The organism is Aggregatibacter actinomycetemcomitans DSM 8324 (genome assembly GCF_000372365.1).
GTDB classification, from domain to species: domain Bacteria; phylum Pseudomonadota; class Gammaproteobacteria; order Enterobacterales; family Pasteurellaceae; genus Aggregatibacter; species Aggregatibacter actinomycetemcomitans.
This window is the reverse complement of record NZ_AQUU01000012.1, coordinates 1-18,983: the sequence shown is the minus strand read 5'-3', so window position 1 is coordinate 18,983 and position 18,983 is coordinate 1. Positions and strand designations below refer to the sequence as shown.

Sequence of the window (18,983 nt, the reverse complement as noted above, 5' to 3'; positions counted from 1 at the left end):
TACATGATGAGAGCAAAAAAATCAGAATTACAAACCATACCGGTATTGCCATTGCGCGATGTTGTCGTGTTTCCTTACATGGTGATGCCGTTATTTGTCGGCAGACCGCGATCCATTAGCAGTCTTGACGAAGCCATGAATAATGAAAAACAGCTGTTGTTGGTTTCGCAAAAACAGGCGGAATTGGAAGAGCCGGGCATTGAAGATTTATATGATGTGGGCACTATTGCCAACATTATTCAGCTGCTAAAGTTGCCGGACGGCACAGTAAAAGTGTTGGTAGAAGGGCAACAACGCGCCAAAATTCATCATATTGAAGATTCCGGAGTGCATTTTCAGGCACAGATTGAGCCGTTGAACAGTACGCTTGGCAATAAGAAAGAATTGCAGGTCGTCCACAAAGCAGCGTTGGATGAATTTCAAAACTATTTGAATTTAAACAAAAAAGTTCAGCCTGATATTCTTTCCGCATTACAGCAAATTGAAAATCTTGAACAATTAAGTGATACCTTGGCGTCTCATTTGCCGGTTTCCGTCGCACAAAAACAGACCGTGCTGGAAATGAACAACGTAGTGGAACGTTTTGAATATTTGCTTGGTTTGATGCAATCGGAAGCGGATTTATTGCAGGTCGAAAAACGCATTCGCGGTCGCGTTAAGAAACAAATGGAAAAAAGCCAGCGCGATTATTATTTGAATGAGCAAATTAAAGCAATTCAAAAAGAGCTCGGTGAAGTAGAAAATACCGTGAGTGAAATTGAGCACCTGCGCCAAAAAATTGAACAGGCGAAAATGCCGTTGGAAGCGCACGAGAAAACCGAAGCCGAATTACAAAAATTAAAAATGATGTCGCCGATGTCGGCGGAAGCAACGGTGGTGCGCAGTTATATTGATTGGATGTTACAAGTGCCTTGGCACAAACGTAGTAAAGTGAAAAAAGATCTTGCCAAAGCGCAGGAAATTTTAGATGCCGATCATTACGGTTTGGAGCGGGTGAAAGAACGTATTCTGGAGTACCTTGCGGTGCAAACCCGTTTAAATCAGTTGAAAGGCCCGATTCTTTGTTTGGTGGGACCACCGGGGGTAGGTAAAACTTCTTTAGGACAGTCTATCGCCAATGCAACAGGGCGTAAATATGTGCGTATGGCGCTGGGGGGCGTGCGTGACGAAGCGGAAATTCGCGGTCACCGTAAAACTTACATTGGATCACTGCCGGGCAAACTTATTCAGAAAATGGCGAAAGTCGGTGTGAAAAACCCGCTCTTCCTGTTAGATGAAATTGATAAAATGTCTTCCGATATGCGCGGTGATCCGGCGTCTGCTTTGTTGGAAGTATTGGATCCGGAACAAAATGCCCACTTTAACGATCATTATCTGGAAGTGGATTATGATTTATCCGACGTAATGTTTGTGGCGACGTCCAACTCCATGCATATTCCGACCCCATTGTTGGATCGTATGGAAGTGATTCGTTTATCCGGTTATACGGAAGATGAAAAATTAAATATCGCCACCCGTCATTTAATCGCCAAACAAATGGAGCGTAATGGCTTAAAAACGGGTGAATTAACCATTGATGAAAGTGCGATTGTGGATATTATCCGCTACTATACCCGTGAAGCCGGAGTGCGTAATCTGGAACGTGAGATTTCGAAAATCTGTCGTAAGGCAGTAAAAACCTTACTGTTAGATAAGAAATTAAAATCCATCAAAGTGAATGCGAAGAACCTGCATGATTACCTTGGGGTAAAACGCTTTGAATTCGGTCGTGCCGATACGCAAAATCGCGTCGGTGAAGTCACCGGCTTGGCATGGACGGAAGTAGGTGGTGATTTACTCACCATTGAAACCGCGTCGGTGCCGGGCAAAGGCAAACTCAGCTATACCGGTTCTCTTGGTGATGTGATGAAAGAATCCATTCAAGCGGCGATGACCGTAGTGCGCTCCCGTGCGGATAAACTGGGCATTAACCCTGAATTCCACGAAAAACGTGATATTCACATCCATGTGCCGGACGGCGCCACACCGAAAGATGGCCCGAGCGCAGGGATTGCAATGTGCACCGCATTGGTTTCCTGTTTAACCGGCAATCCGGTGAAATCAGAGGTGGCGATGACCGGTGAAATCAGTCTGCGCGGCAAAGTGTTGCCGATTGGCGGTTTAAAAGAGAAGTTGCTGGCGGCACACCGTGGCGGAATTAAAACCGTGATTATTCCGAAAGATAACGTGAAGGATTTGGAAGATATTCCGGAAAATGCAAAACGTGATCTGAAGATTCATGCGGTGGAGACCATCGACGAAGTGCTAGGCCTTGCACTGGAAAATCCGCCGTTAGGCGTTGAGTTTGTCAAGCTGGATCCAATTTCGGCAGTGAAAAGCGGTCGTCGTAAGAAAACCGTTTCCAGAAGTGCGGTCAATTAATTCAGTGTTTTTCAAAAGCCAATTATCATCGAATAATTTGGCTTTTTTATTGTATTATGAATTACTCATCCAGAAAGCTGCGTAAAGTTTCGGAACGGCTTGGATGGCGCAGTTTACGTAACGCTTTGGCTTCGATTTGGCGAATACGTTCACGGGTTACGTCAAATTGTTTACCCACCTCTTCTAAAGTATGATCGGTATTCATGTCGATACCAAAGCGCATACGCAAGACTTTAGCCTCCCGTGGGGTTAAACCTTCCAGTACTTCATGCGTTGCTGCTTTCAGGCTTTGTACGGTCGCGGAATCTAACGGAAGCTCTAAAGTGGAATCCTCGATAAAATCGCCTAAATGGGAATCATCGTCATCGCCAATTGGGGTTTCCATCGAAATCGGCTCTTTCGCAATCTTCAGCACTTTACGGATTTTATCTTCCGGCATGCCCATGCGTTCTGCCAGTTCTTCCGGCGAGGCTTCGCGTCCCATTTCCTGCAGCATTTGACGGGAAATACGATTGAGTTTATTAATAGTTTCAATCATATGTACCGGAATACGAATGGTGCGGGCTTGATCGGCAATAGAACGGGTAATTGCCTGACGAATCCACCAAGTGGCATAAGTAGAGAATTTATAGCCGCGCCGGTATTCAAATTTATCCACTGCTTTCATTAAGCCGATATTACCCTCTTGAATAAGATCAAGAAATTGTAATCCGCGATTGGTGTATTTTTTAGCAATAGAAATTACTAAGCGCAGATTTGCTTCTACCATTTCTTTTTTTGCACGACGGGCTTTTAATTCACCTTGTGTGATGCGCTCACCGATTTCTCGGATTTGTGGAATCGTCAGATGGGTATCTTGTTCGATTTGCACCAAATTGGTGATGGCTTGGCGTAATTGGTTTTCATATTGTACCAATTTTTCCGACCAGGATTTACCGGCAGACAAGGCTTTCACTAACCACGTATCAGTTGTTTCATGTCCTATAAAGCTTTTTTGGAAACCGGATTTTGGCATTTTGGCATTGTCCACCACAATCCGCTGAATGAAACGTTCCTGACCGCGAACACGTTTCATAATACCACGTATAGATAGCACTAGCATATCGAATTGTTTTGGTACTAAGCGGAATTGAGTGAAGATGTCTGATAACACTTGAATTTCATCTTTTGCTTTTTTCGCCGTACGACCATGTTTGGCAATGCTCTCTAAGGTCTTTTGATGTTGCTGCTTAAGTGCGGTAAATTTTTCCCGTGCAATTTCAGGATCAACACTGTTATCACTATCACTGTCATCGCTACTTCCCCCTTCGTTATCTTCTTCCTCCTCGCTTTCACTATCAATATCGCCACCTTCTTCGGAATTAAAATCTTCTGCCAATCCTTCAGTCTCGGATTCGGTTAGCACATTAGGATCAACGAAACCGGTAATTAAGTCGGCTAAGCGTACACCGCCATTTTCTACCAAATCATATTGCTCAATTAAGTAAGTGATGGCTTCAGGGTAAGCGGCAATGGCGCTTTGTACTTCGTTAATACCTTCTTCAATGCGTTTGGCAATATCAATTTCGCCTTCACGGGTAAGCAATTCTACGCTACCCATTTCACGCATATACATACGTACAGGGTCGGTAGTCCGCCCTAATTCTGCTTCCACGCTGGATAATACTTGGGTTGCTTCTTCAACGACATCTTCATCGGTGATATTTTCATTGAGCATCAGATCATCGGCATCCGGTGCGGTCTCCAACACCTGAATCCCCATATCATTAATCATCTGAATAATATCTTCAATTTGATCTGCATCGACTAATTCTTCGGGGAGGCTGTCATTGACCTCGGCGTAGGTTAAATAACCTTGCTCTTTCCCTTGTACGATGAGTAGTTTCAATTGAGACTGTGGATTTTGATCCATATTTAATATCCGCCTTGCTTGCTTATTTGGAAAAGATAAAATGCTGGGGATTTTATCATCGTTAACATGGTTTAACTATCTCTTTTCTTGTTTTTTTACTAACAAATGTGAAAGTTCTTTTTTCTCGTTCAGATCCAAGCCTTCCGCGCGATCTTTAGCGATGAGCCAGTTTATTCGTTTATCAACGAGTTGCAGGTAGAAATAACGTAATGTTTCGCGGAACGTGTCTTCAATCTTATCGTCTTCAATCAAATGGTTCCACGCGAGCAATTTTTCAAGCGTACTTTGCTGTGTTGTATCGCGCCAATATTCCAATAATTGCCCCGAGCTAATCCCCACTTTTTCACGACAAAGTGCGGTCAATTCCGCGAGCAAATCGTAACCCGGTTCATTAAGATTTCTTAAAGGTTCCAAATCCGGCACAAACTTCACCAATTCCGGATTTTGTAACAATAATGCAATCAGAATACGCATTGGAGTGCGTTTGAATTGCGTGGTTGGCGCGACGGGCCCTTCCGCTTTTACCTGATTCGGGAGCATGCTTTCCAATTGCGCGGGATCCAAAATCCCCAATTTTTTAGCGAGCGTATTGCGTAAATCCAAACGCAACACATCGCCGGGAATTTGTTTAATTAACGGAATTGCTAACGCAGCGAGTTTGGCTTTGCCTTCTTTTGAGGAAAAATCCACTTGCGGCGTTAAATGGGCAAATAAAAATTCGCTTAAAGACTGCGCGTTGTCGAGATATTCCTCAAACCCTTGTTTGCCATATTGGCGAATAAACGTATCAGGATCTTCGCCGTCGGGTAAAAAGATAAATTTCAGCTGACGACCGTCTTCCAAATACGGCAGCGCATTTTCTAAGGCACGCCAAGCCGCATCGCGTCCTGCTCGGTCGCCGTCATAACAGCACACCACCTGTTCTGTGGAACGGAAAAGCAGCTGAATTTGCTCCGAAGTTGTGGACGTGCCGAGAGACGCCACCGCATAATTTACGCCGAACTGCGCCAACGCCACCACATCCATATAGCCTTCGACGACCAGCAATTTTTGCGGTGAATCGTCCGCTTGAAGCGCTTCATATAAACCGTAAAGTTCGCTCCCTTTGTGATAGGTCACGGTTTCCGGCGAGTTCAGGTATTTTGGTTTTTCATCGGTTAAAACCCGTCCGCCAAAAGCAACGGTGCGACCGCGCCGATCGCGAATGGGAAACATAATTCGATTGCGGAATTTATCGTACACATTGCCGCGATCGTTACGCGACAGCATCCCCAAATCGAACAGTTTTTGTTGCTCCTCGCGGTTTTTACCGAATTGGCGATAAACGGAATCCATGGCGTTCGGCACATAGCCGATTTGAAAGCGTTCAATCACCTCCGCCGACAGTCCGCGTTGTTGCAGATAACTTTGCGCGGGAATATTTAACGGCAGCTGCTGTTGGTAGAATTTGGCGATTTCCTGCATTAATTCATACAGATTTCGCTTGGTTTGGAAATTAACCTGCTTGCCGCCATCATTAAAGTGCGGTCGTTTCTCGTAGGGAATTTCCAAACCGAGAAAGCCCGCCAGTTCCTCCACCGCTTCCACAAATTCCAGCTTGTCATATTCCATCAAAAAGGAAATGGCGTTACCGTGCGCGCCGCAACCGAAACAATGATAAAACTGCTTTTTGTCGCTCACCGTAAAAGACGGTGTTTTCTCGTGATGAAACGGGCAACAGGCTTGATAATCGCGACCGGCTTTTTTCAGTTTTACGCGGGAATTGATTAAATCGACGATGTTAATTTTGGTTAAAATATCGTCTATGAAGGTGCGTGGAATGGAGCCTTTCATCGAGTATTCTGCCTCTTATTGTGAACGAAATATGAGTCTAACTGATAAGATTGAGAGAAAATAAAACCGTGAGCCTGGGAAGATTCACGGTTTTTATAACTCGAGTTAAAAATGCTGTTAATTAGTATAAACGTGTGTTGCGTGCGTTTTCACGAGCTAAGCGTTTTGCGTGACGTTTTGCACGAGTTGCATTTTCACGTTTACGAATAGTTGTTGGTTTTTCGTAGAATTCACGCGCACGAACTTCTGCTAAAATACCAGCTTTTTCGCAAGAGCGTTTGAAACGACGTAATGCTACGTCAAAGGATTCATTTTCACGAACTTTAATTACAGGCATAAGCCAATCACCTCAATGAGTTTAATTAATTTAATTGCAATTTAAATTTTTATTTGTTGCCGCGCCTGCGGCAGATTCAATAAAGGACGCAATTTTAATCCAAATCACGCATGAAAGTAAAGGGCAGATTGACCTTTTCCTGAAATCCGCATCGGAAAACTGGTTAAAATCGTGTAAAGCGGGTAAAATTCAGCGCCAATAAAACCCATAAAAAGAGAACTCAAATGCGAATTTTAGGCATTGAAACGTCCTGCGATGAAACGGGCGTTGCCATTTATGACGAAGAAAAAGGCTTAGTCGCCAATCAACTCCACACCCAAATTGCGCTGCACGCAGATTACGGCGGTGTAGTGCCGGAACTGGCGTCGCGCGATCATATCCGCAAACTGGCGCCACTATTACAAGCCGCATTAAAAGAAGCGAATTTAACTCCCGAAGACATCAACGGCGTGGCTTATACCAGCGGTCCGGGCTTGGTCGGCGCGTTGTTGGTGGGCGCCACCGTTGCGCGCGCCTTGGCTTATGCGTGGAATGTACCGGCAATCGGCATACATCATATGGAAGGGCATTTGTTGGCGCCCATGCTTGAGGAAAATCCACCGCACTTTCCTTTCATGGCTTTGCTGGTATCCGGCGGGCATACCCAATTGGTGCGGGTGGACGGCGTAGGGCGTTATGAATTGCTGGGTGAATCCATTGATGACGCGGCGGGTGAAGCTTTTGATAAAACCGCCAAATTGCTCGGTTTGGATTACCCGGGCGGTGCGGCACTAGCGCGTTTAGCGCTTAACGGCACGCCGAATCTTTTTGCTTTTCCGCGCCCGATGACCGATCGTCCCGGTTTGGATTTCAGTTTTTCCGGTTTAAAAACTTTCGCCGCCAACACCCTTCATCAGGTATTACAAGAAGAGGGCAATCTGAGCGAACAAAGCAAGGCGGATATTGCCCATGCTTTCCAGGAAGCGGTGGTGGACACACTGGCAATAAAATGTAAGCGTGCGTTAAAACAAACCGGTTTGAAACGCTTGGTGATTGCGGGCGGCGTGAGCGCCAACACACAGTTGCGCCAAACCTTGGCGGAGCTTATGCAACAACTGGGCGGCGAGGTATTTTACCCGCAGCCGCAATTTTGCACGGACAACGGCGCCATGATCGCCTATACCGGTTTCTTACGTTTAAAACAGGGGCAACAACAGGGGTTGGCAATTGAAGTCCGTCCGCGTTGGGCGATGACCGAATTAACCACGATTTAACCCAAAAGTGCGGTGGAAAAAACACATAAATTTTTCACCGCACTTTCAATAAAAAGGAAAACACATGGACAAAATCAAATTCAGAGCAATGCGTGCCGCCGGCATCGGCTGTTTCGTTATGTTAGCGATTATCGCCTTTTTCGTGTTTACCACGCCCACGGACGTGCTGATCGATTTCTTAACGGAAGTCGGCAAAATGGCAGGCGGGCGCACCACCATCGGCGTGCTTATTTTAGCCGCGCTGCCACCGGTGACCGGCTTCATTTGCTACCATTTCTGGCGCTGGGTGCTTAAATAAACATGGCTAAATTGTATTTTTACTATTCCACCATGAATGCAGGAAAATCCACCACCTTGTTGCAATCTTCCTATAATTACCGCGAACGTAACATGAACACGCTGGTTTATACAGCGGCGATAGACGATCGTTTCGGCGTAGGGCAGGTGACTTCCCGCATCGGGATTAGCGAACGGGCGAATACCTTTACCCGCAATACGAATTTGTTCGCTGAAATTGAACAACATCTGGCGCAGGAGCCGCTTCATTGTATTTTGGTGGATGAGGCACAGTTTTTAACCAAAGAACAGGTTTATCAACTGAGCGATGTGGTGGATAAACTACATATTCCCGTGTTGTGCTACGGTTTGCGCACCGATTTCCAAGCGGAATTATTTGAAGGCAGTCGCTATTTACTGGCGTGGGCGGATCAGCTGGAAGAACTCAAAACCATTTGTTACTGCGGTCGCAAAGCCAATTTTGTGTTACGTCTTAACGAACAGGGCGAAGTGGTTAAACAAGGCGATCAAATCCAAATCGGCGGCAACGACAGCTATCTCTCTGTATGCCGTTTGCATTATAAGGAGAGAATGGCGGAGTAGCGGCGGAAAAGTGCGGTCGTTTTTTCAAATGTTTTTTATAAGGACAGACATCAAGTCTGTCCTGTTATTATCCGTTGATCCAGCCCAAAAATTCTTCCTCACTCAACACCTGCACCCCTAACTCCGCCGCTTTGCTTAGTTTTGAGCCGGCGGCTTCACCGGCGATAACATAGTCGGTTTTGGCGGAAACACTGCCGCTGACTTTGGCGCCGAGTTGTTGTAACAAGGCTTTGGCGTCGTTGCGTCCCATTTGCGAGAGGGTGCCGGTGAGCACCACAGTTTTGCCTTTGAACGGATTTTCCTTCACTTCCTGCACGTCAACGGTTTCCCAATGCACGCCTTGGGCGATGAGATCTTCCACCACGGCGACATTATGCGCTTCACGCCAGAACACAAAAATCCGATTTGCTACCACTTCGCCTACGTCGGGCACCTGTTGTAACTGTTCCAAATCGGCATTTTGCAACGCTTCCAAGGTCTTGAAATGATTTGCCAGATTTAACGCGGTGGCTTCGCCCACGTCACGAATGCCCAAGGCGAAAATGAAACGGGCAAGGGTGGTATTTTTCGCTTTTTCTAAGCTGGCTAAGGCATTTTCGGCGGATTTCGGTCCCATTCGTTCAAGGCGGGTGAGGGTGGTTAAATCCAACTTGAACAAATCTGCCGGGGTATGAATCAATTCGCGATCCACCAGCTGTTCAATGAGCTTGCCGCCCACACTGTCGATGTCCATGGCTTTGCGTGACACAAAGTGTTTTAACGCTTCTTTGCGTTGCGCCGCGCAGAATAATCCGCCGGTGCAGCGTGCGACGGCTTCACCTTCGATACGGATAATCAAAGAATCACAAACGGGGCAGTGTGTCGGAAACACAATTGGTTTATTCCCTTTTTTGGCTTTATGTACGAGTTTAATAACTTGAGGAATAACGTCTCCAGCGCGTCTTATTAAGACAATATCACCAATGGATATTCCTAATCTTTTTATTTCATCATTATTGTGTAAAGTTGCGTTACTTACGGTAACCCCTCCAACAGAAACAGGTTCTAGTTTAGCAACGGGAGTAACAGCTCCTGTTCTACCAATTTGGAATTCAACATCCAATAATCTTGTTCTAACTTCTTCTGCGGGGAATTTATAAGCAATCGCCCAACGTGGTGCTTTGGAAATAAAACCAAGGCGTTGTTGCAGCGCAATATCGTTGATTTTCAGCACCGCGCCGTCGATGTCATAACCGAGGGAACTGCGTTTCGCCATAATAGTGCGGTAGAAATTCAACACGTTTTCAATGCCGTCGCACAACTGAATTTCATTGTTTACCGGAATACCCACGGATTTCAGCCATTGCAGGCGTTCAAAATGGGTCGGCGGCAGTTCCACGCCTTCGGCAATGCCGATACTATACGCATTGAGCATTAACGGGCGTTGGCTGGTGATTTTCGGATCCAATTGACGTAGTGAGCCCGCCGCCGCATTGCGCGGATTGGCAAAGGTTTTCTCGCCGTGTTCCAATGCGCGTTCATTTAATCGCTCAAAGCCCGCGTGCGGCATGAACACCTCGCCGCGCACTTCCAAACGCGCCGGCGGATTATCCGTCAGCAGTTGCAACGGAATGTTGCGAATGGTGCGGATATTTTGCGTAATGTCTTCACCGGTGGTGCCGTCACCACGGGTTGCCGCTTGGGACAATACGCCGTTCACGTACAAAATGCTGACCGCCAAACCGTCCAGTTTCGGTTCGCAGCAAAAGGTCAGCGGTTCCGGCACGAGTGCCAGGCGATCTTGAATGCGTTTGACGAAGGAGAAAAATTCCTCATTGGAAAAGGCGTTATCCAAGGACAGCATGGGAATTTCATGGCGAATTTGTGCAAATTCGGACAACGGACGCGCACCCACGCGTTGGGTCGGCGAATCGGCGGTAACCAGTTCGGGATGTTGTTGTTCCAACGCTTTAAGCTGATGAAACAGGCGATCATACTCGCTGTCGGGAATCTGCGGATCGTCTAAAACGTGGTATTGATATTCGTGGTGGCGTAAGGTTTTTCTAAGGTCGTCGATTTGTTGTTGAATTGAGGTTGTCATTGTTATTCCGTAAAAATACCGAAAAAAATGACCGCACTTTGAGGTGCTCGGTGAGCGAAAAGTGCGGTCGTTTTTGAAAACGTTTTAAGCCGCCGTTATCATTAAGCCACTTTGGCTAAATATTCCTGTTCGGCATGGTCGTTGAAAATTTCCTGTTTGTCGGTCAACACAAAACCGCCTAATTCGTCCGCCAAATTGCGTGCAGCGCGAATCATAGTTTTTAAGTTGACGGTGTCGTTGCCCGGGGAAGGTAATTGCATAAACAGCGCAATGCCCACGGTGAACAGATTGTCCATGTCGTAAGGATCAAAGGTGCCGGGCTGTTGTAAATTGGCGATGCTGAATAACACCGGACTGGCGGAGGTTAAATCCAAATGGCGGTGATAAATGTGCTGATCGCCGAAAATAAAACCTAAATCGTCCAAGGCTTGTGCTAAGCGCCCACCGTTGAATTCACGGTTTTCCGGTGCTACCACATACAACATAATGAAAGACGGTTTCGCCGGATTTTCCCCCTTGCTTTCCGTCGGTTGCGGCGCTGCCTGCATTTCGGTGGTTGGTTCGTGGCTTTCCTGTTCCAACGGCGTCAAAGAAACCGTCGGTGTGGTGTATTCTTCTTCCATTTGCGTGATGGAAACGCGGTTCGGATCGGCGTAAGGCGAAGGCTCGCCGTAAGGTTGAAACGGCGTGTCGTTGGGTCTGCTTTGGGGCGCTTGCGGATATTGTGGTCGCTGTAGCCCTTGCTCATTCTGCGCGTATTGCGGTGCAGGTTCAGCCTGATGAAATGCGTTTGACACCCCACTCGGCAGCGTGATTTTAATTTCATCTACGGCGCGTTCGATAGATTGGTTTTCGGCCGCGCTTGGTGCCGCCGCTTCTTCAAAATCCAGTGCTTGTTGTTGCGGTGGCGGGGTTTCTTCGACAAAGGCGTGTTTTGGTTTTTCGGCGATAGGTGCGTCGGTGACGGGGCGCGCCGTTGGGTTCGGCGCATTAAAACGGTTTGGCTGCTGATTTTGTGCAAAGGTATTGGCGTTTTTGAAATATTGGGATTTTTCGCGACGGTTTGACCAAATTCCGTGCGCAACCAATGCCAATAATGCAATAACGCCCAAGATAATCAAAATTGTATTTAAATCCATTGCCGACTCTCCAATCATACAAAATTCACGCAAGCTGGGCGTAAGCTTATCATATTTTTGCAAAATTGATGATAGACAAAGTTTGATTTTTTTCACCGCACTTTGTATCCTGAACCTCTTTTTTCTTAGGGATAACGCTATGTTGAAACACGCGGAAATGAAATCCGGTTTTGAATATTTTGTGATGGGTTGGCATTTGATTTTACAGAAAGGGCTGCGCCGTTTTGTGATCATGCCGATCCTGTTAAATATGCTGTTATTAGGCGGTCTGTTTTGGCTTTTTGTGAACCAAATCGGCGGTTATATTGACGGCATTATTTCCTACATTCCCGATTGGCTGAGTTGGTTGAGCGGCGTTTTGCTGCTGCTTTCCATTCTTATGATTCTCGTTCTGTTTTACTTCGTCTTTACCACGCTGTCGGGCTTTATCGCCGCGCCTTTTAATGGCTTGCTGGCGGAAAAAGTGGAAAAAATGCTGACCGGAGAAAATTTGCAGGATATGTCCCTGTGGGATTTTATGAAAGATGTGCCGCGGATGCTGGTACGGGAATGGCAAAAGCTGGTTTACAGCTTGCCAAAAATCATCGCGTTGTTTTTATTGGGATTTGTGCCTTTGCTGGGGCAAACCATGATTCCCGTAGCGACCTTTTTATTCACCGCATGGATGATGGCGATTCAATATTGCGACTATCCTTTTGATAACCACAAAATCCCTTTCGGCATAATGAAAAACGAACTGGCGATTAAGCGCAATGTGACGATGACCTTCGGCAGTTTGGTGACGCTTTGTACTTTTGTGCCGGTGGTGAATCTGGTGATTATTCCCGTGGCAGTGTGTGGCGCAACGGCAATGTGGGTAACGGAATACCGTGCTTTATTTAAGCGCTCGCAACAAGGGCAAACCGGCACTGAAGTGAATGTGAATCGTCGCTCTTCCGGCGACGGTGTTATCGTCAGAAAATAGCTTTTGGTTATATGATTTATAAAAAATAGCTATTGTTTTATCGGCGGTTCTCATGCTAAAACTAACGCCACTTCATTATTTATCCTCAGGAGAACATATTATGACTATTTACAGTGACAATTCTTATTCTATCGGCAATACCCCGTTAGTACGTTTAAAACATTTCGGCAACGGCAATATTGTCGTGAAAATTGAAGGGCGCAACCCGAGTTTCAGCGTAAAATGTCGCATCGGTTCTAACATGATATGGCAGGCGGAAAAAGACGGCAGGCTGACGAAAGGCAAAGAAATCGTTGATGCTACCAGCGGTAATACCGGGATTGCATTGGCGTATGTCGCGGCAGCGCGTGGTTATAAAATCACCCTTACCATGCCGGAGACCATGAGTACCGAGCGTAAACGTTTGTTGCGTGGTCTCGGTGTAAATTTAGTGCTGACTGAAGGTGCCAAAGGAATGAAAGGTTCCATTGCTAAAGCAGAAGAAATCATGGCGTCCGATCCGAATCGTTATGTGATGTTAAAACAATTTGAAAACCCGGCGAACCCGGATATCCACCGCAAAACCACCGGTGAAGAAATCTGGAAAGGCACCGAGGGCAAAATTGACATATTGGTTGCCGGTGTAGGCACAGGCGGTACGATTACCGGCATTTCCCGCGCAATCAAATTAGATCACGGTAAACAAATCACTTCCGTTGCCGTAGAACCGGCAGAATCTCCGGTTATCACTCAAACGCTCGCGGGCGAAGAAGTGAAACCGGGACCACACAAAATTCAAGGTATCGGCGCAGGCTTTATTCCGAAAAACTTAGATCTTTCCTTAGTGGATCGTGTGGAAACTGTAGATAGCGACACCGCCATTGCCACCGCCCGCCGTTTGATGGCGGAAGAAGGGATTCTTGCCGGGATTTCTTCCGGCGCTGCTGTAGCGGCTGCTGACCGCTTGGCGAACCTGCCCGAATTTAAAGACAAACTGATCGTCGTTATCCTACCGTCTGCTGCCGAACGCTATTTAAGTACCGCACTTTTTAATGGAATTGAGGTTTAATACATTGTTAATTAACGACTTTGCCTGTTGAAAAACGTTCATGAAAATGACCGCACTTTTACTAGTGTAAAATAGCAAACCAATGCCATGTAATCTAGGGTAAAAATTACCCTGGATTACGAATAAGCCGGCCTCTTTGGGGAGAGGAAATGTTCCCTGATTCACATTCACTGCTGTTTATGGCTTCCCCCAAGCCCACCATGGACATATCGGAAATTTTTACGATCGCATACCGAGGAATAACATGGTAATGGCGGCATATAAATTTAATGCAATGGTGCTGCCCGGCACAGTTACCAAACCCACATCGCGTTTTTTTGGCGTGTGCAGATAACACAGGGCGGTCTCGCACCGGTGAACACCCATAACGTGATGAGCATAATGTTTTTTACTTGTTTGCTGACACGGTTAACGAAAGTACGCCATATTGCTTGCTTTAAATTAACGGAAGAGAATTTGTTTGACCAGTTGTTGCAGGGTTGGCACCACATCCTGCATAAACCACGGATTTTTAGCCAGCCAGAGCTGATTACGCGGTGAAGGGTGTACCAACGGCAAAAAGTGCGGTAGAAATTCACAGTAATTTTTCACCGTTTCGGTGACGTTGCGTTTATTCTGCGGCAGGTAATATTGTTGCGCATATTGTCCGATCACAATGGTCAGTTCGATATTGGGCAAACCTGTTAAAATCGATGGATGCCATTTTTCCGCAAAACCTTTCCGCGGCGGCAAATCCCCCGATTTACCTTTACCCGGATAATAAAAATCCATGGGGAGCACGGCAAATAGCCCGGAATGATAAAAGGTCTCACGATCTACGTCCAACCATTCACGCAATCGATCGCCGCTTTTATCGTTCCAGTACAAACGGGTTTGCTCCGCTTTCACTCCGGGCGCTTGTCCGACAACATTAATGCGCGCCCCTGTCGGTGCCGCAAACAGCGGTTCAATACCGCGCTCGGTAAAGGATTGATTTTGCAGATCAGACATGATGGCATGTTTAATTTGGGTGAAGGTAGCCATGGATTTCTCCTAAACAGTAGTTTTATCTCGGTACATAAATATCTGAAAAACATTCCCCTCTTTTGTAAAGAGGAGTTAGGGGGGGATTTGGTTCAATCATTCAAACGCTTCCGCCAACGCCGCAACCGTCGACAATGGTCGCGCCGTTGTCCATCTATTTTTACCCAGGCGGGATATTGCTACGGGTTGAGATCGTCCGGATGTTGTCTAAGCACCGTCGAGAATCGTAATATTTGACATATTTTGCTTTCCTCAAATGAAATAAAAAGATACCGCACTTAAAAAGTGCGATCGATTTTTGAAATGTTTTATACGTTGAAGCGGAAGTGCATCACATCGCCGTCCTGCACGATGTAATCTTTCCCTTCCAAACGCCATTTGCCTGCTTCTTTCGCGCCGTTTTCGCCTTTGTATTGAATAAAGTCTTCATAGGCGATCACTTCCGCACGGATAAAGCCTTTTTCGAAATCCGTGTGGATGACGGCGGCGGCTTTCGGTGCGGTGGCGCCGACGGAAACCGTCCACGCGCGTACTTCTTTCACGCCGGCGGTGAAGTAGGTTTGTAAATTCAATAAGGCGTAACCTGCGCGAATCACGCGGTTTAAGCCCGGTTCTTCAATGCCGAGGTCCTGTAAGAATTCCAGTTTCTCGTCATCGTCCAGTTCGGCGATTTCCGCCTCGATTGCGGCACATACCGGTACCACCACGGAACCTTCTTTTTCGGCGAATTCCCGTACTTTGTCGAGATACGGATTGTTTTCAAAACCGTCTTCGTTCACGTTGGCGATGTACATGGTCGGTTTTAAGGTTAAGAAATTGTAGCTTTTAATCGCCAATAATTCGTCTTTGTCTAACGGCACGGAACGAATCATGCCCGCTTCGGAAAGCACCGGCAGGATTTTTTCCATCACGGAAAGTTCAAATTTCGCGTCTTTGTCGCCGCCTTTGGCACGTTTTTGCAAACGTTGAATAGCGCGTTCGCAGCTGTCTAAATCGGCGAGCGCCAGTTCGGTGTTGATGGTGTCGATGTCATTTAACGGATCGATTTTGCCCGCAACGTGCACGATGTCGTCGTTTTCAAAGCAACGCACTACGTGACCGATCGCGTCGGTTTCGCGAATGTTCGCCAAGAATTTGTTCCCCAAGCCTTCTCCTTTGCTTGCGCCGGCAACCAAGCCCGCGATGTCCACAAATTCCATGGTGGTCGGCAACACACGTTCCGGCTTGACAATTTCTGCCAACGCGTCCAAACGCGGATCAGGCATCGGCACGACGCCGGTATTCGGTTCGATAGTACAAAACGGATAGTTCGCCGCTTCAATTCCGGCTTTGGTTAAAGCGTTGAAAAGCGTCGATTTGCCCACATTCGGCAAGCCCACGATGCCACATTTGAATCCCATAATTTTTCCTTATGTTTGGGGGCTGTGGACGTTTCATTTTGCATTTGAGCTAGCATTTATTTTTATGATAACAAGGCAAAATAAACCTAGCCCTTTGGGTTGTGCCTTTAGGCGACAATTCAAATGCAAAATGAAACGTCCACAGCCCCGAGTAAAACGATCGTAAAAACGACCGCACTTTTTGTTCATTAAATTTTAAAACTGTTTAGCCGATGGGTGGCTTTCACCATGCCGTCTTTAAAAAGCAACTCTACGCAATCCGTCGCTTCATCCAGGGCTTTGTCTAACGCGTCGCGTTCGCTTGGCGCGGGCTTATTTAACACATAACCCGCCACCAAATCGCGATGCCCGGGGTGACCAATGCCGATGCGTAAACGGTGAAAATTATTGCTATTGCCCAGCTGCGCCACGATGTCTTTCAGCCCGTTATGCCCGCCGTGTCCGCCACCCAATTTGAGTTTCGCCGTGCCGGGCGGTAAATCCAACTCATCGTGCAGAACCAAAATTTCTTCCGGCTTAATACGGTAAAAATTCGCCAGTGTGCCCACTGCTTTGCCGCTTAAATTCATAAATGTCGTCGGCACCAAAAAACGCACTTCTTTGCCGTTCACCACGGCACGCGCGGTGTAGCCGAAAAATTTGTTTTCCGGATTTAAGATAACGTTAAAACGGCGCGCTAAACGCTCCATTAACCACACACCTGCATTGTGACGGGTGTCCGCATATTTGTCACCGGGATTGCCAATCCCGACGATAAGTTTGATTTCTGACATAGTGCTTTGCTTGCTAAAAAGAATGGCGCGTATTGTAGCGGAAAGTCGGTTTTTTCTCAATGAAAGGGAAGACCAAACCGCACTTTGATCTGCCCCCAAAAGCTAGGCACCACAGCTCACCAATTAAGGTGCAGATTATTATGGGTAAACATTATTCAATCGAATTCAAAAATCACATCGTCAACCTAGCACAGCGAGAAAAATGAAAATACCAAGTGAACAGAAACGTCACCTTGCAATAATCCTCAAGATATTAAGGCATTACTTAAGGAACTGGAGTATTTAAGAGCGGAGAATACCACCTTGAAAAAGTTCAAGGAGCTGGACGAGCAAAAAGCCTGATAGAAAAAAGGAACATCGTTAACGCGTTAAAGGGTCAGCATTCAACACTGTTGTTATTGAAGATTATCGAGCTCTCCCGTTCGACCTTCTATTACACGCCGAAACCCAAAGACCACGGCGACATGCGCCAACGTATTTTAGCCCCTTATCAGCAAAACGAAGGGCGCAATGGGTATCGAATGATTCGAATAAAACTACGTAAAGAAGGGATATTCATCAGTGGTAAAACAGTGTTGGCATTGGGAATTCGTTCTTGTGTGAGAGTGAAAAAACGTAAGGAAGTGGGGAAAACGAGCCATATTGCGCTGAATTTGCTGCAATGCAACTTTACCGCTGCGAAGTTGAAGGAGAAATGGGTAATGCCCGGAGCTAAAACGGATGTGACCGAACTTCGGGTGGGGCGTGAGAAACTGTATCTTTCCCCCATGATGGACTTAGCCAATCAGGAGATTATCGCCTTTAGAACGGGACGACGCCCGATATTCGGTTTGGTCTCATCAATGTTGAAAAAGACATTAAGGCAATTAAAGGAAACGGATTTACCGATTATACACACCGACCGGGGCTACCTTTACGGACGTGCCCGTTGGCGTAAGATGTTGACACGGGATAACGGTTCGCCTTATGCCATCCAGAACATGGGCCGACGGAGGAGACGGTTATGATAATGCGGTGATAAAGAGTTTTTTCAGCACGTTGATTACCGTCAGTTTAAGGACATTGATGAATCAGAATGGATGATACATGATATATTCGTTATTATACCTAGGAGCAAATTAAGCTCGGGTTAGACGATTTAAACCCTGTGCAGTATAGAGCTCAATATTTAGTTATCTGTCCAACTTTTGGGGCTCAAATCACTTTTTTAATCTGATTTTAAAGTACAGTTTTCTTTTTTAAAGAAATTAGATTTAAAACGGATAGAGACAATTTTCAGTTTAGGATGAAGTAAATGGCAGGGGCGGAGAGTCTCGAACTCCCAACACCCGGTTTTGGAGACCGGTGCTCTACCAATTGAACTACGCCCCTATTGGTATGTATAACCTGAAAAGGTTACAAAAGTTGGCGGAATGGACGGGACTCGAACCCGCGACCCCCTGCGTGACAGGCAGGTATTCTAACCAGCTGAACTACCACTCCAGAATGAGAATTAGCAGTGACCTACTCTCACATAGGGATGCCCCACACTACCATTGGCGTAACAGCATTTCACTTCTGAGTTCGGTATGGATTCAGGTGGCTCTACTGCACTATAACTGCTAAAATTTTTATTACTTTAGCTTACTAACAAGACTGAATAAACTAAAGTAATAAATTTGGCGGTGACCTACTCTCACATGGGGATGCCCCACACTACCATCGGCATTACGGCCTTTCACTTCTGAGTTCGGTATGGTTTCAGGTGGTACCACCGCACTATCGCCGCCAATATTCTTTGATGACTATCCTCTCTCCTTTCCGCGCTTTCGCTTTCTTATTCCGCTCTTCGCTTCTCTCGTTCTTTCTCTTCTTACTTCCCTTCCCGCGTACTATACGCGTCATCTTCCAAAAACAAGCCTCAAACCAACTTCCTTCCCTC

At 46.4% G+C, this 18,983-nt stretch carries 15 protein-coding genes, 2 tRNA genes and 2 rRNA genes; 7 read left to right on the top strand and 12 right to left on the bottom strand.

The window, feature by feature from the left end; translation table 11 throughout:
* Positions 1 to 6 precede the first annotated feature (6 nt).
* On the top strand, positions 7 to 2,421 hold the full coding sequence (gene lon, locus A3CS_RS0107700) for an endopeptidase La (protein ID WP_032998420.1): 2,415 nt from the start codon (positions 7 to 9) through the stop codon (positions 2,419 to 2,421).
* A gap of 61 nt (positions 2,422 to 2,482) precedes the next feature.
* On the opposite strand, the gene rpoD is transcribed toward lon, so the two are convergent.
* From rpoD to rpsU, 3 genes are all read right to left on the bottom strand, one after another.
* Positions 2,483 to 4,333: an RNA polymerase sigma factor RpoD gene (gene rpoD, locus A3CS_RS0107695; RefSeq protein ID WP_005548449.1), complete on the bottom strand. Its 1,851-nt coding sequence runs from the start codon at positions 4,331 to 4,333 to the stop codon at positions 2,483 to 2,485.
* Between the two features lie 75 nt (positions 4,334 to 4,408).
* Positions 4,409 to 6,166, bottom strand: coding sequence for a DNA primase (gene dnaG / locus A3CS_RS0107690; RefSeq protein ID WP_019518380.1), 1,758 nt, complete (start codon positions 6,164 to 6,166; stop codon positions 4,409 to 4,411).
* Positions 6,167 to 6,287: 121 nt separating this feature from the next.
* Complete coding sequence (rpsU, locus tag A3CS_RS0107685) at positions 6,288 to 6,503, bottom strand: 30S ribosomal protein S21 (RefSeq protein ID WP_005537983.1); 216 nt, start codon at positions 6,501 to 6,503, stop codon at positions 6,288 to 6,290.
* 224 nt (positions 6,504 to 6,727) lie between these two features.
* Between rpsU and tsaD the strand changes: the two genes are divergently transcribed.
* The 3 genes from tsaD (at position 6,728) to A3CS_RS0107665 (ending at position 8,635) form a co-directional block, all read left to right on the top strand.
* On the top strand, positions 6,728 to 7,756 hold the full coding sequence (tsaD, locus tag A3CS_RS0107675) for a tRNA (adenosine(37)-N6)-threonylcarbamoyltransferase complex transferase subunit TsaD (protein ID WP_005548458.1): 1,029 nt from the start codon (positions 6,728 to 6,730) through the stop codon (positions 7,754 to 7,756).
* 64 nt (positions 7,757 to 7,820) lie between these two features.
* Positions 7,821 to 8,054 carry a hypothetical protein gene (locus tag A3CS_RS0107670; RefSeq protein WP_005548460.1) on the top strand — a complete coding sequence of 78 codons (234 nt, stop codon included), beginning with the start codon at positions 7,821 to 7,823 and terminating at the stop codon, positions 8,052 to 8,054.
* Between the two features lie 2 nt (positions 8,055 to 8,056).
* Positions 8,057 to 8,635 carry a thymidine kinase gene (locus A3CS_RS0107665; RefSeq protein ID WP_005548462.1) on the top strand — a complete coding sequence of 193 codons (579 nt, stop codon included), beginning with the start codon at positions 8,057 to 8,059 and terminating at the stop codon, positions 8,633 to 8,635.
* Positions 8,636 to 8,702: 67 nt separating this feature from the next.
* Here A3CS_RS0107665 and ligA read toward each other — a convergent pair whose 3' ends face one another.
* Both ligA and zipA read right to left on the bottom strand, forming a co-directional pair.
* Positions 8,703 to 10,715, bottom strand: coding sequence for an NAD-dependent DNA ligase LigA (gene ligA / locus A3CS_RS0107660; RefSeq protein ID WP_005548464.1), 2,013 nt, complete (start codon positions 10,713 to 10,715; stop codon positions 8,703 to 8,705).
* 101 nt (positions 10,716 to 10,816) lie between these two features.
* Positions 10,817 to 11,854, bottom strand: a complete 1,038-nt coding sequence (gene zipA, locus A3CS_RS0107655) for a cell division protein ZipA (protein ID WP_019518378.1) — start codon at positions 11,852 to 11,854, stop codon at positions 10,817 to 10,819.
* A 139-nt stretch (positions 11,855 to 11,993) separates the two neighbouring features.
* Between zipA and cysZ the strand changes: the two genes are divergently transcribed.
* A complete protein-coding gene (cysZ, locus tag A3CS_RS0107650; protein WP_005548469.1) occupies positions 11,994 to 12,818 on the top strand; it encodes a sulfate transporter CysZ in 825 nt (274 codons plus the stop codon).
* A gap of 100 nt (positions 12,819 to 12,918) precedes the next feature.
* On the top strand, positions 12,919 to 13,866 hold the full coding sequence (cysK, locus tag A3CS_RS0107645; RefSeq protein ID WP_005538010.1) for a cysteine synthase A: 948 nt from the start codon (positions 12,919 to 12,921) through the stop codon (positions 13,864 to 13,866).
* Between the two features lie 441 nt (positions 13,867 to 14,307).
* On the opposite strand, the gene A3CS_RS0107635 is transcribed toward cysK, so the two are convergent.
* The 3 genes from A3CS_RS0107635 to pth form a co-directional block, all read right to left on the bottom strand.
* Positions 14,308 to 14,889, bottom strand: coding sequence for a uracil-DNA glycosylase family protein (locus A3CS_RS0107635; RefSeq protein ID WP_019518377.1), 582 nt, complete (start codon positions 14,887 to 14,889; stop codon positions 14,308 to 14,310).
* A 308-nt stretch (positions 14,890 to 15,197) separates the two neighbouring features.
* On the bottom strand, positions 15,198 to 16,289 hold the full coding sequence (gene ychF, locus A3CS_RS0107630; protein ID WP_005548478.1) for a redox-regulated ATPase YchF: 1,092 nt from the start codon (positions 16,287 to 16,289) through the stop codon (positions 15,198 to 15,200).
* A gap of 188 nt (positions 16,290 to 16,477) precedes the next feature.
* Positions 16,478 to 17,062 carry an aminoacyl-tRNA hydrolase gene (pth, locus tag A3CS_RS0107625; RefSeq protein WP_005548480.1) on the bottom strand — a complete coding sequence of 195 codons (585 nt, stop codon included), beginning with the start codon at positions 17,060 to 17,062 and terminating at the stop codon, positions 16,478 to 16,480.
* Positions 17,063 to 17,763: 701 nt separating this feature from the next.
* Here pth and A3CS_RS1000000111890 point away from each other — a divergent pair.
* On the top strand, positions 17,764 to 18,069 hold the full coding sequence (locus tag A3CS_RS1000000111890) for a DDE-type integrase/transposase/recombinase (RefSeq protein WP_148342053.1): 306 nt from the start codon (positions 17,764 to 17,766) through the stop codon (positions 18,067 to 18,069).
* Between the two features lie 288 nt (positions 18,070 to 18,357).
* Here A3CS_RS1000000111890 and A3CS_RS0107615 read toward each other — a convergent pair.
* From A3CS_RS0107615 to rrf (A3CS_RS0107600), 4 genes are all read right to left on the bottom strand, one after another.
* A tRNA-Trp gene (locus tag A3CS_RS0107615) sits at positions 18,358 to 18,433 on the bottom strand.
* A 34-nt stretch (positions 18,434 to 18,467) separates the two neighbouring features.
* Positions 18,468 to 18,544 (bottom strand) — tRNA-Asp (locus A3CS_RS0107610).
* An 8-nt stretch (positions 18,545 to 18,552) separates the two neighbouring features.
* A 5S ribosomal RNA gene (rrf, locus tag A3CS_RS0107605) occupies positions 18,553 to 18,668 on the bottom strand.
* A gap of 50 nt (positions 18,669 to 18,718) precedes the next feature.
* Positions 18,719 to 18,834: ribosomal RNA gene (rrf, locus tag A3CS_RS0107600) — 5S ribosomal RNA — on the bottom strand.
* Between the last annotated feature and the right edge of the window lie 149 nt (positions 18,835 to 18,983).

Excerpts from the sequence above, each read along its gene's own strand:
- lon (WP_032998420.1), top strand. The coding sequence starts at position 7 with ATGAGAGCAAAAAAATCAGAATTACAAACCATACCGGTATTGCCATTG.
- rpoD (WP_005548449.1), bottom strand. The coding sequence starts at position 4,333 with ATGGATCAAAATCCACAGTCTCAATTGAAACTACTCATCGTACAAGGG.
- dnaG (WP_019518380.1), bottom strand. The coding sequence starts at position 6,166 with ATGAAAGGCTCCATTCCACGCACCTTCATAGACGATATTTTAACCAAA.
- rpsU (WP_005537983.1), bottom strand. The coding sequence starts at position 6,503 with ATGCCTGTAATTAAAGTTCGTGAAAATGAATCCTTTGACGTAGCATTA.
- tsaD (WP_005548458.1), top strand. The coding sequence starts at position 6,728 with ATGCGAATTTTAGGCATTGAAACGTCCTGCGATGAAACGGGCGTTGCC.
- A3CS_RS0107670 (WP_005548460.1), top strand. The coding sequence starts at position 7,821 with ATGGACAAAATCAAATTCAGAGCAATGCGTGCCGCCGGCATCGGCTGT.
- A3CS_RS0107665 (WP_005548462.1), top strand. The coding sequence starts at position 8,057 with ATGGCTAAATTGTATTTTTACTATTCCACCATGAATGCAGGAAAATCC.
- ligA (WP_005548464.1), bottom strand. The coding sequence starts at position 10,715 with ATGACAACCTCAATTCAACAACAAATCGACGACCTTAGAAAAACCTTA.
- zipA (WP_019518378.1), bottom strand. The coding sequence starts at position 11,854 with ATGGATTTAAATACAATTTTGATTATCTTGGGCGTTATTGCATTATTG.
- cysZ (WP_005548469.1), top strand. The coding sequence starts at position 11,994 with ATGTTGAAACACGCGGAAATGAAATCCGGTTTTGAATATTTTGTGATG.
- cysK (WP_005538010.1), top strand. The coding sequence starts at position 12,919 with ATGACTATTTACAGTGACAATTCTTATTCTATCGGCAATACCCCGTTA.
- A3CS_RS0107635 (WP_019518377.1), bottom strand. The coding sequence starts at position 14,889 with ATGGCTACCTTCACCCAAATTAAACATGCCATCATGTCTGATCTGCAA.
- ychF (WP_005548478.1), bottom strand. The coding sequence starts at position 16,289 with ATGGGATTCAAATGTGGCATCGTGGGCTTGCCGAATGTGGGCAAATCG.
- pth (WP_005548480.1), bottom strand. The coding sequence starts at position 17,062 with ATGTCAGAAATCAAACTTATCGTCGGGATTGGCAATCCCGGTGACAAA.
- A3CS_RS1000000111890 (WP_148342053.1), top strand. The coding sequence starts at position 17,764 with ATGCCCGGAGCTAAAACGGATGTGACCGAACTTCGGGTGGGGCGTGAG.